The sequence below is a fragment of the Kitasatospora saccharophila genome (assembly GCF_039529925.1).
In the GTDB taxonomy this organism is placed as follows: Bacteria; Actinomycetota; Actinomycetes; order Streptomycetales; family Streptomycetaceae; genus Kitasatospora; species Kitasatospora saccharophila.
Window position 1 is genome coordinate 1 of record NZ_BAAANS010000052.1, and the last position, 12,836, is coordinate 12,836.

General features: G+C 77.6%; 9 protein-coding genes. 6 read left to right on the top strand and 3 right to left on the bottom strand.

The features are described 5' to 3' along the window. The first annotated feature begins 282 nt into the window (after positions 1 to 282). A complete protein-coding gene (locus ABD345_RS30160) occupies positions 283 to 1,338 on the top strand; it encodes a DUF6777 domain-containing protein (protein ID WP_344556718.1) in 1,056 nt (351 codons plus the stop codon). Positions 1,339 to 1,485: 147 nt separating this feature from the next. Here ABD345_RS30160 and ABD345_RS30165 read toward each other — a convergent pair whose 3' ends face one another. The 3 genes from ABD345_RS30165 to ABD345_RS30175 all read right to left on the bottom strand — a co-directional run bounded on the left by ABD345_RS30165 (position 1,486) and on the right by ABD345_RS30175 (position 5,080). Further along, positions 1,486 to 3,474, bottom strand: a complete 1,989-nt coding sequence (locus tag ABD345_RS30165; protein ID WP_344556720.1) for an NUDIX domain-containing protein — start codon at positions 3,472 to 3,474, stop codon at positions 1,486 to 1,488. A gap of 216 nt (positions 3,475 to 3,690) precedes the next feature. After that, complete coding sequence (locus tag ABD345_RS30170) at positions 3,691 to 4,362, bottom strand: RES family NAD+ phosphorylase (protein ID WP_344556722.1); 672 nt, start codon at positions 4,360 to 4,362, stop codon at positions 3,691 to 3,693. A 4-nt stretch (positions 4,363 to 4,366) separates the two neighbouring features. Continuing rightward, positions 4,367 to 5,080 (bottom strand): aminotransferase class IV, encoded by a 714-nt coding sequence (locus ABD345_RS30175; protein WP_344556723.1) that lies wholly within the window; start codon positions 5,078 to 5,080, stop codon positions 4,367 to 4,369. A 162-nt stretch (positions 5,081 to 5,242) separates the two neighbouring features. On the opposite strand from ABD345_RS30175, the gene ABD345_RS30180 reads away from it, so the two are divergent. From ABD345_RS30180 to ABD345_RS30200, 5 genes are read left to right on the top strand one after another with little or no spacing between them, the layout of a single operon-like run. Continuing rightward, positions 5,243 to 6,553 (top strand): coiled-coil domain-containing protein, encoded by a 1,311-nt coding sequence (locus tag ABD345_RS30180; protein ID WP_344556724.1) that lies wholly within the window; start codon positions 5,243 to 5,245, stop codon positions 6,551 to 6,553. Beyond that, the gene (locus ABD345_RS30185; RefSeq protein WP_344556725.1) at positions 6,543 to 8,627 is read left to right on the top strand and encodes an AAA family ATPase; all 2,085 of its coding nucleotides are present in this window, start codon (positions 6,543 to 6,545) and stop codon (positions 8,625 to 8,627) included. Before ABD345_RS30180 ends, ABD345_RS30185 begins: the two co-directional genes overlap by 11 nt. Then, positions 8,624 to 9,289 carry a 4Fe-4S single cluster domain-containing protein gene (locus ABD345_RS30190; RefSeq protein WP_344556770.1) on the top strand — a complete coding sequence of 222 codons (666 nt, stop codon included), beginning with the start codon at positions 8,624 to 8,626 and terminating at the stop codon, positions 9,287 to 9,289. Before ABD345_RS30185 ends, ABD345_RS30190 begins: the two co-directional genes overlap by 4 nt. Beyond that, a complete protein-coding gene (locus ABD345_RS30195) occupies positions 9,277 to 9,852 on the top strand; it encodes an FHA domain-containing protein (RefSeq protein WP_344556726.1) in 576 nt (191 codons plus the stop codon). Before ABD345_RS30190 ends, ABD345_RS30195 begins: the two co-directional genes overlap by 13 nt. 30 nt (positions 9,853 to 9,882) lie before the next feature. After that, a complete protein-coding gene (locus tag ABD345_RS30200) occupies positions 9,883 to 12,819 on the top strand; it encodes a serine/threonine-protein kinase (protein WP_344556727.1) in 2,937 nt (978 codons plus the stop codon). Positions 12,820 to 12,836 lie beyond the last annotated feature (17 nt).

Consider the following 12,836-nt stretch of genomic DNA (forward strand, 5'->3'; position numbering starts at 1 on the left):
CGGGGCTAGGAGCAGCGGAAGCGGGTGTCGGTGGTGCGGCGGAACCTCCGTCCGGGGCCGTCGGGGCCGGCGGGCCCGCCGTCCGGGCCGCTGTCGGCGGGCGGCCTGCGCCCGTCGAACGCCTCGGGCAGCGGCGTGGCGCCGCCGCCCGGCAGCGGCGGGGCGCCGGTCGGCGGGGCGGGCGTCGGGGGGAGCGGGCCGCCGAGCGGGGCACGGCCGGCAGCCGGGGGAGCGGGGTCGTCCGGCGGGGGCGGCGGGCGGCCGTGGTGGCGGAAGGGGCCGGTGCTCGCCGGGGCGGTCCTCGTCGCCGGGCTCGGCATCGCACTGGGCGTGGTCGCCACCGGGGGCTCGGGCGGTGGCGGCAGCGCGCAGGCCGTCGAGATGCAGCCGGTGTCCGCGACCGGACAGGAGCCCTTCACCGACTCGGTCGCCAACGGCGGTACGCCGGCCTCGACCTCGCCCAGCGGCTCCACCCCGGCCGGCGGGTCGGCGGCCTCCGGCAGTGCCTCGGCCCCGTCCGGTGCCGGAAGCCCGAGCGCGTCCGGCGGCACCGTGAACGGCGGGCAGCCCGGCCTGTACGGCGGGACCCGCGAAACGGCCAGTTGCGACGTCCCGAAGCTCTCCTCCTACCTCGCCGCCAACACCGACAAGGCCCGCGCCTGGGCCGGGGTCGAGGGCATCGACGGCTCGCAGATCAACGGATACCTGAACGGCCTGACGCCCGTGGTGCTGCGCCAGGACACCCGGGTCACCAACCACGGCTACCAGAACGGGCAGGCCACCCCCTACCAGGCCGTCCTGCAGTCCGGGACGGCCGTGCTGGTCGACAGCCAGGGCGTGCCGCGGGTGCGCTGCGCCTGCGGCAACCCGCTGACGCCGCCGAGCGGCACCGGCGGCACGTACACCGGGACGGCCTGGTCCGCGTTCCACCCGGACGGGGTGGTGACGGTGCAGCCCGCGGCGGCACCGGTGAACCGGATCGTGCTGGTGGACCAGGCGACGGGCGGCCAGTTCGAGCGCCCCGTGGGCGGAACGGGCGGAACCGACGGCTCGGCCTCGCCCAGTGCGTCCGGTTCGGGCCCGTCCGGCAGCCACTCCGGGACGGGCACGCCGTCCGGCGGCTCCTCGGCCCCGTCGTCCGGGGCGTCGTCGGCCCCGTCCTCCGGCGGTTCGGGCTCGCCCGGTCACTCCGGCTCGTCCGGGCCGGCCTCGCCCGGCGGCTCGGGCTCCGGTGCGGGGTCCGGAGGCTCGTCGGGGCCCGCGAGTTCGGCCGGAGTCCCCGGTGTGTCCGCGCCCTCGGCGGGCGAGTCGAAGGCGGCGGGCTCGGGCACGCCGTGACGGCCGCCTGCTGTCGGCCGGTCGGGCCGGTCGGGGTCGGCCGCGGCCGTGCCGGGCAACGGCGACTGCGCTCGGCGGGGCGGCCGGGGTGCTCCCCGCGGTGCCGGAACGCGACACCGCGGCGCGGGTTCAGCGGGTTGAACGGTTTCAGCGGACGAGGTAGGCCGGTACGCCGGTGCGGGCCGCGTCCAGGACGGCGAGGGTGAGCTGTGCGCGGCGGGGGTCGCTCCGGGCGGTCAGTTCGGCGCGGGTCAGCAGGACGACCTCGGTGTGCTCGGCCGGATCGAGGCGGATCGCGGCCAGCTGTCCGGCGGACAGCCGGCCGCCGTGGAAGGCGAATCCGATCTTGGCGGGCCAGCCGTTCCGGGGCTGTTCGAACACGGTGGCCAGCAGCGGTAGCCGCTCCGGGTCGGGTTCCAGCAGGATGCCGGTCTCCTCGAAGCACTCGCGCACCGCGGTGTGCAGGGGGCTGGGGTCGGTGAACTCGACGTCACCGCCTGCCCATTGGAGGCCCTTGGCCGGGTCGGTGGCGCGCAGCAGCACGGCCTTGCCGTCCTCGGTGGTGAAGAAGACGCTGCCCCACATCGGGGCGGCGGGGATGGTGGGGAGGTAGGCGGGCAGCGGCAGGTGGCCGGGCAGGGCGGGCGGCGGCGCGGTGTGGCGGCGGATCAGGTCCGCTTCGTGGGCGGCGACCGGCTCCGGCAGGTCGGCGGGCGGGGCCCAGCGGTGGGTGTCGTGCTCGGGCGACAGCCGCACCTCCCGGGAGTGGCCGAGCTGGGCGGCGATCACGTACGCGCGGGTGCGGTTGCCGCGGGAGTTGGGATAGTCCCGGTGCCCGAGGTGGGCGGTGACCCGGACGCCGGTGAGACCGGCCTCCTCGCCCAGTTCGCGCAGCCCGGCCGTGACGAGGTCCTCGCCCGGTTCGGTGCCGCCGCCGGGCAGCTCCCACAGCCCGGCCTGCAGGGTGCCGGGCGCGCGGCGCAGCAGCAGGACCCGGCCGTCCGGGTCGGTGAGCAGGACGCTGGTGGAGGTGCGCTCGATGCCGTCCGCCCGGGCCCGGTCCAGCGGGTCGAACAACGGGTCGCCCAGTGGCCGGGAGTCGGGCCGGGAGTCGGGCCGGGGGGCGGACGGTCGGGTGGCGGCCAGGGTGGCGGCGTGCTCCTGGAGGAGGCGGCGGGTGGAGTCGCGCAGGTGGAGGCGGTGCAGCTCCTCGGGGCGGAACCAGTGCACCAGGACGCCCTCGCGGAGGTCGGCCCGGTCGGGGTGGCCGTCCCAGCGGGCGGTGAAGATCCGGATCGGGACGGCCAGGCCGTGGCGGTCGGTCGTCCATTCGACGGTCAGCGGCTCGACCGCGCCCAGCGCCAACCCGGGGACTTCCTCGGCGAGTTCGCGCCGCAGCGTCGCCTCGATGGTGGCGTCCTGCGGTTCGCGGCCGCCACCCAGCAGGCTCCACTCGCCCGGCGCCCAGATGCCGGGGACGTTGTCGCGCAGGTGGAGGAGGTACTCGCCGCGGCCGTTGTGGATGACGGCGGAGGCGTTCACGGGCTCGGGCCGGCCGGTCAGGCCCGCGCCGCGGAGCTTGGCGCGCAGCCCGGGGGAGGAGACCTCGGCGAGCGGGCGCCACCCGGCCCCGGCGGCCTCCGCCGCCTGCAGGAGCGGTTGCGGCGGTTGCGGCGGTTCGCGGTCGGCGAGCTGGAAGACGAAGCGGAAGTCGTAGTGCCGGTGGGCGACTTCGCCCTCGCCCGGGTCCGGGTCGGTCTCGTTGACGTCGATGTCGACGGGGGTGTCGAGCAGGTGCGGCACCAGCCGGAGCGCTCCGGCGGGGATCCCGGTCTCCTCGGTGACCCCGCGGATCGCGGTCGCCAGCAGGCCCCCGCCGACGGGTTCGCCCGGGCCGCCCGGGCCGCCCGGGCCCGGCACCGGCCCGGCGGCCCGGTGGCGGACGTGCAGGACGCGCAGGTCGCGGTCGACGACGACGCCGCTGCAGGTGACGCGCGCGGGCGGCGTGGCGGGGTCGGTCGGGTCGGACGCGGTGGCGGACGGCTCCAGCAGCGGCCGGAGCCGGTCCCGTTCGGCGGGGTGGCGCTGGAGGTAGCCGCGGGTGGCGGCGGCGATCTCCGCGGAAGTGGCAGGCAATCGGGGCTCCGTTCCGGTCTCGCGGGACGAGTCCGCCTGCGGGGGCGGACGGCGGCAGGTCCCGGCGTTTCGAAGTGGTCGGTCGGCGGTGCCCGGGGGCCGGACGGGTGCTGGACGGGTGCCGGACGGGTGCCGTTCCAGCGGTGCCCGGGCACGGGACCGGGACGAGGACGACGGGTCGGGGCCCCGCCCCGGTGCCGTCGGCGGCACCGGTCTTCAGGAGCGGCGGCGCGGGGGCTCGATCCGCACCCGGCAGGGCGCCAGCAGTCGGTTCAGCAGTTCGGCGCCGGCCGCGGTGTCCAGCTCCACCGGCTCCGTGCCGGACGGCTTCACCAGCGCCGCCGACCCGGGCCGCTCGTAGAGCACGCAGGCCGCGGCGGTGGTGTCCCGCTTGGACATCCAGGCCAGTCCCTGCGCCCACGGCGCCTGCGCGCGGATCCAGGCCGCCCAGCGCCGGGTGTGCCCGTAGTCGGCGGCCGGGGCGTGCACCAGCCACTCGTCCTGGTGGACGGCCGCCAACTGCTCCGGCGTGCGCAGGCCCACCAGCGGAATGTCGCAGGTGGTCTCCAACCGGGACAGCACCTTGCCAGCCACCGCCTTGCGGACGATCCGCCGCCAGCCCGCGTCGTCGAACTCGATGCCCCGGACCAGCGTCTCCAGAAGTGCGGTGCGCTCGGTGAACCCGGCGTACAGGTACGGCAGTTCGGTGCCGTCACCGGTGAACGAGCAGAACCGGCCGCCGCCCCAGTGCATGTCCGCGGGGCGCGGGTTGAAGGCGGCGGGCGGGTAGGCGGCCGAGTGCAGCCGCCACAACGCCGTTCCGGCGGGCAGCAGCTCGCGGTGCGGCGTGGCGCGCACCGTCGGGCCGGGGACCATCACGTCGGGCATCCGGTCACCAGTCCGCGAGTTCGGCACGGGCGGCGGGCAGCAGGTCGGACTCCCTTACGGTGCCCAGCAGTTCGGCCGGCACCCCGGCCAGCCAGGCGTTCCTGCCCAGCCACCAGTCGGCGACGCCCCACGGGTCCTCGTCCGCGTCCAGCAGGCGGTTGACCGCCAGCACCGCCGGGAGCGGATCGCCGGTGTACCGGTCGAACTGGAACGACGGGATCACGACGCGCCCCTGACGTACCGTCAGGCGGATCAGGTCCGGCCCGGACGGGTCGGCACCCGCCGAGCGGCACTGGGCCTCCGTCCAACTCGCCCGCAGCAGCCGCTCGTCGGAGTCCAGAGGCGGACCGGGGTCGGTGGCTCGCGCGACGGCCGGGGCATCCGGCGGAGCCAGGACCGCACCGGCCACCGAGCCCTGCTCGGACGTCATGATGACCACCGGCCCGCCGAGGCCCGCCAGGGCCGCGCGCAGCGCCTCCGGGGTGTCCTCGCCGCCCTCCGCGTAGCGCGCCGAGTCGCTCTCGCCGGACGCGCCCCGCAGCGGGTGCCCGGCGGGCAGGGCGCGCTTCAGCAGGCGCTGGACGCTCCGGGCGGCGCGCACCGGGTCGTCGCCCGGATCCGCCAGCAGCGCGGCCAGTTGGCGGCGCGCGTCGGCGTCCAGCAGCGCCCACACCGCCTCCCAGTCCTCGCGCAGCGCGCGGAGCAGCTGGACCAGCACCCGTGCACCCCCTTCGCGTGGACCGTCCCGCACAATGTATCGCCTGGGCCGCTGCGGTGTAGCGTTCTCCCGGACGCGGGGGAAGCGAACGACCGCCCAGCGCACCGGGGGTGACGGGAAGTCACCTCGCGCCGCCGGTGCCACGGGTCCGGAAGGGGGACGGTGAGCAGTTCCGCGGCGTACGGGTGGACGTATCAGGACCGGGAGGTCGAGCGGCAGCGCCTGCTGCGCGCGCAGCTCGCCGAGCAGGCACAGCGCGCGGAGAACCTGCGGCGGGCCCAGCTGCGCACCCGGCTGGACGAACTGGGCGAGCAGGCAGCCGAGTTGCTCGGCGAGGCCGGCCACCTGCGGCGCACCCACCGGATCGCCGAGGTGCAGGTCGACACGGTGACGGCGGCGGCCGACGCGGACTCCGCCGAGCTGGCCGCGGCGGTGCGGCGCGCCGAACAGCAGAACGCCCGGGCGGAAGGCGAGTTGGCGCGGGCCGTCGACCGGGCGTGGACGGCGCTGGTGGCCGAGGCCGCCACCGCGCCCGCCCGTCCGGCCGCGCCCCGCCCCCGCGGCGGGACGCCCGCCGAGCAGGCCGTCGCGGCCCGCGCGGCCGCCGAGGAGCACCTGGCGGACGTCCGGGCCCGGGCGGTGGCCGGGGCGCAGGCGCTGCTGGCCCGCGAGGTGGTCCGCTGCGACCCCGCCGACCTGCCGGAACTCGCCCTGCTGCGCCGCGCGTTGGACACCGCGCCGAGCGCCCAGTCGGTGCGCGCCGCGCAGGCCGACCTGGCGGACGGCGTGCAGCAGTCGGTGGCACGCCGCCGGACCGCCGAGCAGCGGGCCGAACTGCGCGCCGGACTCCTCCAGTTGGCGCAGGACGCGGAGCCCGCCGAGCGGGCCCGGCTGACCGCCGCACTCGCCGCCGCCGAGGACCCGGAGACGCTGCGGGTCCAGGTCGCCCGGGCGGTCGCCGCGGCCGACGCCGCCCGCAACCGGGCCCGGGTCGCCGAGGCGCTGGCGGCGGCGCTGCGCGAACGGGACTACCGGGTCGGCGAGGACTTCGCCGACCTGCTCGCCGAGGACGGCGCGGCCGTGGTGGCGTTCGACGCGCCCGACGGCGGCGGCCCGGCCGAGGGCTACGGCCTGCGGGTGGTGCTCTCCCGGGAGACGGCCGCGGTGAGCACCGCCGTGGTGCGCGGACCGGGCTCCGACGAGGACGGACGGCGCGACGAGGAGGTCCAGCGCTGGTTCTGCGAAGCCCAGTTGCCGGCCATCGAGAGCAGCGCCCGCGAACACGGCGTGGACCTGGAGCGCCGGCACGCGATGCTGCCCGGCCTGATGGCCGCCCCGCAACTGCCCGCGGAGGCCTGGCCGCGCACCGGGACCGCGCCGGCCGCGCAGAAGCCCCAGCCCGCCAAGCGCCGCAGCGCGACCGACACCGGGACCGCGACCCCGTACCGGCAGGAGCACCACCGTGAGCGCTGACCCCGTCGACGTGGGCAAGGCGGCCGGGGCGGACGACGCGGACGAGGCCGGGCGGCGCCGCGCGGCCCTGCCGAGCTGGGTCCGCGAGCTCGAACTCGCCCTCGCCGTGCACCCGCAGATCCTGTTCACCGGCAACGTCCGCGACCAGTACCTGCTGCCCAGCGACCTGCCGCACTGCCGCAGCCCCCGGCTGGCGCCGTTCGACCTGGCCGCGGTGGTCGACGCGGTCTGCCGGGCCCGCGGCTACGGCGCGCTGGCCGTCGTCGACCAGGTCACCGACCACATCGCGGTCCGGCTGCTGGCCGGCGCCCCGGACGAGATGCCGCCGGTGATCCGCGAGTTGGTGGCCGCCGACGCCCGCGCCGCGCGCGCCAAGGAGGCCGGCGAGGAGGACGAGGAGCCCGCGCTGACCGACCGGCTGCGGGACGTCATGGTGGCCGCCGTCCGCCACCCCGGCCCGCCGGTCGGCCTGCTGGTCCCGTACGCCGCCCGACTCGGCTCGGCCCGCGCCCCGGCCGCCGGGGAGGTCGCCCGGCTGTTCGCCGCGGTGGAGGAACTCGGCCACACCGCCCGGCCGGTGCGCCGCGGCGACGCCAACGGCGTCTACAACACGGTGTTCTGGGTGGTCGAGCGGCAGGAGGAACTGCCGATGGAGTTCCCGGTCGGCAGCCGCGCCGTCCGGGTGGTCAGCGTTCCCGCACCGCCGTACGACCAGCGGCTGGCCGCCGCCCGGCACGTGGTCGACGCGGTGGCCGCCCGGCAGGACGCCGCGGACCGGCCGGACGCCGCCGCCCGGGAGACCGCCGCCCGGGCGCTCGCCGACTCCTCGCACGGCATGGGCAGTTCCGAGGTGATGGCGATCGGCCGGATGGCGGTGGACCGCGGCCTGCCGGCCCACCGCCTGGAGGAGGCCGCCCGGCTCTACCGGGTCGGCGTCACCGACAACCCGTGGGCCACCGAGGCGCTGCGCGAGCGCATCCGGGACGGCGAGGAGTTCCTGAACGCCCGGGTGATCGGCCAGCCGCACGCGGTGCGCCGCACCCTGGAGATCTTCATGCGCTCCGCGTCCGGCCTGAGCGGCGCGCAGTCCTCCAGCTCGCCGAACCGGCCGCGCGGCACGCTGTTCCTGTCCGGCCCGACCGGCGTCGGCAAGACCGAACTCGCCAAGGGCATCGCCGAGATGATCCTCGGCAAGGACGCCCGGCCGATCCGCTTCGACATGAGCGAGTTCGCCGAGGAGCACGCCCGCGACCGCCTGATCGGCGCCCCGCCCGGCTACGTCGGCCACGACGCGGGCGGCGAACTCACCAACGCCGTCCGGGCCAACCCGATGAGCGTGCTGCTGTTCGACGAGATCGACAAGGCCAACCCGCGGCTGTTCGACCTGTTCCTGCAGATCCTGGAGGACGGCCGGCTCACCGACGGCCGCGGCGCCACCGTCTACTTCACCGAGTGCGTGCTGATCTTCACCTCCAACCTCGGCGCCGCCGCCTCCGCGCAGCACGTCGGGGGCGCACCGGCGGACCGCCCCCCGGTGGACGGCTCCCCGGCGGACAGTCCGTCGGCGGACGGCTCCCGGGCGGACGGCGGCGACCGGCCGGAGCGCCGGTCCGGTGCCACCCGCCGGCTCAGCCGGCACGACGACCCGACCGCGGTGCGCCTCGCCCTGCGGGAGGCCTTCGACCTGTTCTTCAACGACCACATCAAGCGGCCCGAACTGCGCAACCGCTTCGGCGACAACTTCATCCCGATGGACTTCATGCAGGAGAAGTGGGTGCCGCGGATCCTCGACAAGGCGATCGCCGCGGTGGCCGGCCGCATCCTGGAGGTGCACGGCGCCACGCTGGAGGTCGGCGAGGACGCCTGGGAGGTGCTCCGGGTGGAGGCCGGCGTCCGGCTCGACCACGGTGGCCGCGGCGTCCTCACCGCCGTCGAGTCCGCGCTGGTCAACCCGCTGTCCCGGGAGCTGTTCCGCAACCCGCCGCGGCGCGGCGAGCGGATCGAGGTGACCGCCGTCGAGGGCGACGGCGACGCCGACGGCTACACCGTCGAGGTGACCCGTTGGCCCGGGTGAGCCGGGTCCCCGCCCGGGTGAGCCAGGTCTCCGCCCCGGTCACCGCGCTCGGCCCCGGCCGGCGGCTCGGCGTCTGGTTCCAGGGCTGCGCCCTGGCCTGCCCCGGCTGCATGTCCCGGCACACCTGGGACCCCGCCGGCGGCCGGGAGCTGACGGCCGACCGGTTCGCCGAGCTGTGGCGGCAGGCCCTCGCCGACGGCGTCGACGGACTGACCGTCAGCGGCGGCGAACCGCTGGAGCAGCCCGCCGCCCTCGCCGAACTGCTCGCCGCCGCGGACCGCGAGCGGCGGAGCGCCGGCGTCGAGGCCGACCTGCTGGTGTACACCGGCTGGGAACTCGCCGACGCCACGGCCGACCCCGCGACCGCCGACGCACTGGCCCGCGCCGATGCCGTGATCACCGGCCGCTACCTGGCCGGGCAGCCCACCGACCTGGTCTGGCGCGGCTCCGCCAACCAGCGGATCGTCCCGCTCAGCGCGCTCGGCGAACGCCGCTACGCCCCGCACCTGGAACGCCGCACCGACCGGCCCGACCTCCAGGTCCGGGTCACCGACGGCGAACTGCGGATCATCGGCGTGCCCCGCCCCGGCGACCTCGGGCGGATCGAACGGGAGCTGCGCGAGCGCGGCGTGACGGTACGGGAGACCACATGGCGGCCCTGAGGTACCGCTGCCCGGTCGGCGAGGACGACTGCCCCGAGCACGACGAGCCCGGCTACTGCCCGAACCACGTGTTCGAGCCCCTGGAGGCGTACCAGCCGCGCCCCGCGGCGGCCGTCGCGGCGGAACCGGCGGCAGAGGAACCGGCGGGGACGGGAGCGGCGGGGACGGGAGCGGCGGGGACGGGAGCGGCGGGGACGACGGACAGCGCGCCGACCCGCAAGGTGGTGGCGCGGCCCGCCGCGCCGCCGCGGCTCGCCCTGGTGCTCGCCGGGGTGATGCTGCCGCTGCACCCCGGCCGCACCCTGGCCGTCGGCCGCGACGACCCGGACTGCGCCGCCGTCCCCGGCCTCGCCGCGCTCGACCAGCTGTCCCGGCACCACGCCCGGCTGCGCTGGATCGACGGCGTGCTGCACGTCGAGGACCTCGCCTCCACCAACGGCACCTTCCTGGACGGCCGCCCCGTCGAGGCACCCACCCCGGTCGGACCCGGCTGCCGGCTGCGGTTCGCCCTGGACATCGACGTCCAGCTGATCGAGATCGACGAATTCGGATCCCCGCGCTGAGCGGGCCGGCGAGAAGGACCACACCGCGCGATGGCCGCCACACCCGAGCCGTCCGGCCCGCCCACCCGCAAGCAGGGCGGCACCCCGGGCAGCCCGCCCACCCGCAAGCAGGACGCCGGCCGGCCCGGCAGCCCGCCGACCCGTCGGCAGGGCACCGGCCGACCCGCCCGCGAGCAGGACGCCGACGGCGGCGACGCCACCCGGGTGCAGCGGGCCGGGGGCGTCCCCGGCCCGCGCACGGGCGACTTCCCCGAGCAGCTGACCGACCGCTACCGGCCGCTCGCCCACGCCGGAGCCGGGAGCGAGGGCACCGTGTGGCGGGCCGAGCGCACCGACGGCGGCGGGGAGGTCGCGGTCAAGGTCGGCTGGGCCGGCGCCCCCGCCGACCAGGAACTGCTGGAACACCTGAGCGCCGCGGAGTTCCGCCGGTGCGTCCCCGAGATCGTCGAGCACGGCGAGGTGGTGCACGCCGGCGACGTGCGCGCCTTCCTGGTGATGGAGTACCTGCCGACCACCCTCGCCGACCACCTCGCCGCCCTGCGCCCCGCCGGCGGCGGCGCGGTCCGGGCGGCGCAGGCGCGCCGGGTGGTCGAGGGCCTCACCGACCTGCTGGACTTCTGGCAGCTGGTCATCGAGCGCACCCCCGTCGACTTCAAACCCGCCAACGTCCTGGTCCGCGACCGGGGCGACCGCCCCGAGTTCGTGGTCGCCGACTTCGGCGGGGTGCGCAAGCAGACGGCCAGCCAGACCTTCCCCACCGAACTCCAGGTCACCCCCGCCTACATGGCGCCCGAACAGCTCGCCGGCCGCAACGACGCGGCCGGCCCCTGGTGGGCGCTCGGCGTCATCCTGTACGAGATGTACGCCGGCCGGAGCCTCTACGAGCGCACCGGCGGCGGCCGGGTCAGCGAGAACGCGCAGCGCGAACGCCTGGTGCTGGACGCCGTGGTGGAACTCTCCGGCATCACCGACCCCCGGCAACTGCTGCTGCTCTCCGGCCTGCTCACCCGGGAACCCGCCGACCGCTGGCGGGCCGCGCAGGTCCGGGAGTGGCTGAACGGCGGCAGCCCCCGGGTGGTCCGGCCCGCCACCGGCCCGGCGAACCCCGCGCACCGGCCGGTCAACTTCCGCGGCGAGGACTACCGCAGCCCCGCCGAACTCGTCGAAGCCATGATGGCCCGCTCCGCCGAGGCCACCAGCTGGCTGGGCTTCGCCGGCGCCGCCCGGCTCGCCGACTGGCTGGACGAGATCGGCGACAACGCCGTCGACCTGCACCTGCTGCGCGCCGTGACCACCGCCGGCCCGGTCGACCGGGACCGCACCGCTTCGCTCGCCCTGCTCGCCCTCGGCGTCGCCTACGCCCCGCACGTCCGCCCGCACTACCGCGGCCGACCGGTCGACGCCGAGGGGCTCGCCGCCCTGGCCGTCGAGGAGAACGCCTCGGCCCTGGTCCGCGAACTCATCCAGCACGCCGTCCCCAACCACGCCGCCCGCTTCCACTGCGCCCACCGCCACTGCCCCCCGGACCGCTGCGCCCGGCTCCAGGCGTTCGACAGCCTGCCCGCCGCGGTCGACGAAGCGGGCCGGCTGGCCGCCGAGGCCGGACGGCCGTTCAGCGCCGCCGACCGGGACCGCGCGCTGCGGCTCGCCGTGCTGCTCACCGCCCGCCCGGAGGCCCGCACCGCCACCATCCGCAAGATCACCCCGCTGCCCGCCGCCCTCGCCGCCCTGCCCGGCCCCGCCCACCTCGCCGCGGCCGCCACCGCCGCCGCCGTCGGCCCGGCCGCCGACCTGCTCCGGCGCGCCGACCGCGACACCTTCCGCCGCCGCTGGCCCGCACTGCGCCGGGCCGCGCTCACCGTCGACCCCGGCACCGTCCGGGTCCGCGCCGCCGTGGTCGCCGCCGACCTGCTGAGCGTCCACGCCGCCCGGCAGCCCGGCGCCGGCCGCGGCCGCGCCCGCCGCGCCTGGCGGGACATCCTGCGCGACGCCCGGCCGAACGGCGCCGGCGCGGCCGGCGTCCTGCGGGCGCTGCCCCGGCGGCTGCTCGGCGGCGCCGTGCTCACCTTCACCCTGGCGCTGTGGCTGTGGAGCGGCACGACGCTGCGGATCGCCAACGACCTGTCGGCCGGCTCCACCGACGGCAACCTGCTCGGCGCACGGTTCGCCACGGCGGCGGAGACGGCCTCCCGCCAACTCCCGCCGGTACTGGGCGCGGCGCTGGCCGCCGCGCTCGCCGTGGCGCTGTTCCCCGGCCGGGTCGGCCGGCGGATCCTGCTGCTCGCCCACGCCGGCGCGCTGGTGGTCGGCACCGGCGGCTGGGGACCGCCGATGACCGTGCTGCGCACCCCGCCCTGGCTGGCCGACCGGGTCCAGGTGTTCGGCAGCGGCGCCGGCCACTGGTCGGGCTGGGTGATCGTCGCCGCGATCCCGCTGACCGTCTCGCTCAGCCGGCGGGTCGTCGTCCCGCAGCTCGCCGCCGCCCACCGCACCTCCCACGGCGGCCACCAGGCCCCCACCGCCGGCACCCCCGCCCGCTGGCGCCACGGCCGCCGCGAGCAGGCCGCGTTCGCGCTCGCCGCGACGCTCGCCCTGACCGCACTGCTGTGGGCCGCCGTCGAACTCCGCCTCGCCGTCCACCTCCCGCCGCCCGGCCCCCGCCCGGACGGCGCCGCCTACCAGGCCGATTTCCTGCCGCTGCTCGCCGCCTGCTCCGCCCTGGCCGCGCTGGCCAGCGCCGCCGCCGCCCGCCGCGCCTTCAGCTGGCTCGCCGCCGGCACCCTGCTCCTCGGCGCCTGGCCGCCCCCGCTGGGCCCGCTGGAAGCCGCCCGGATCCCCGTCCTCGCCCCCTGGTTCCGCGCCCTCGCCGACACCTGGGGCCAGCAGACCTTCTGGGCCGCGCTGCTGCTGGCGCTCCCGTTCGCGTGCTACGCGGGACGCTTCGCACTGCGGCGGACCTGCGGGTGAGCGCGCCGGGAGCCGTG

What these genes read in the sequence shown, in the direction of transcription:
- ABD345_RS30170 (WP_344556722.1), bottom strand. Translation starts at nt 4,362, where the DNA reads ATGCCCGACGTGATGGTCCCCGGCCCGACGGTGCGCGCCACGCCGCAC.
- ABD345_RS30195 (WP_344556726.1), top strand. Translation starts at nt 9,277, where the DNA reads ATGGCGGCCCTGAGGTACCGCTGCCCGGTCGGCGAGGACGACTGCCCC.
- ABD345_RS30200 (WP_344556727.1), top strand. Translation starts at nt 9,883, where the DNA reads ATGGCCGCCACACCCGAGCCGTCCGGCCCGCCCACCCGCAAGCAGGGC.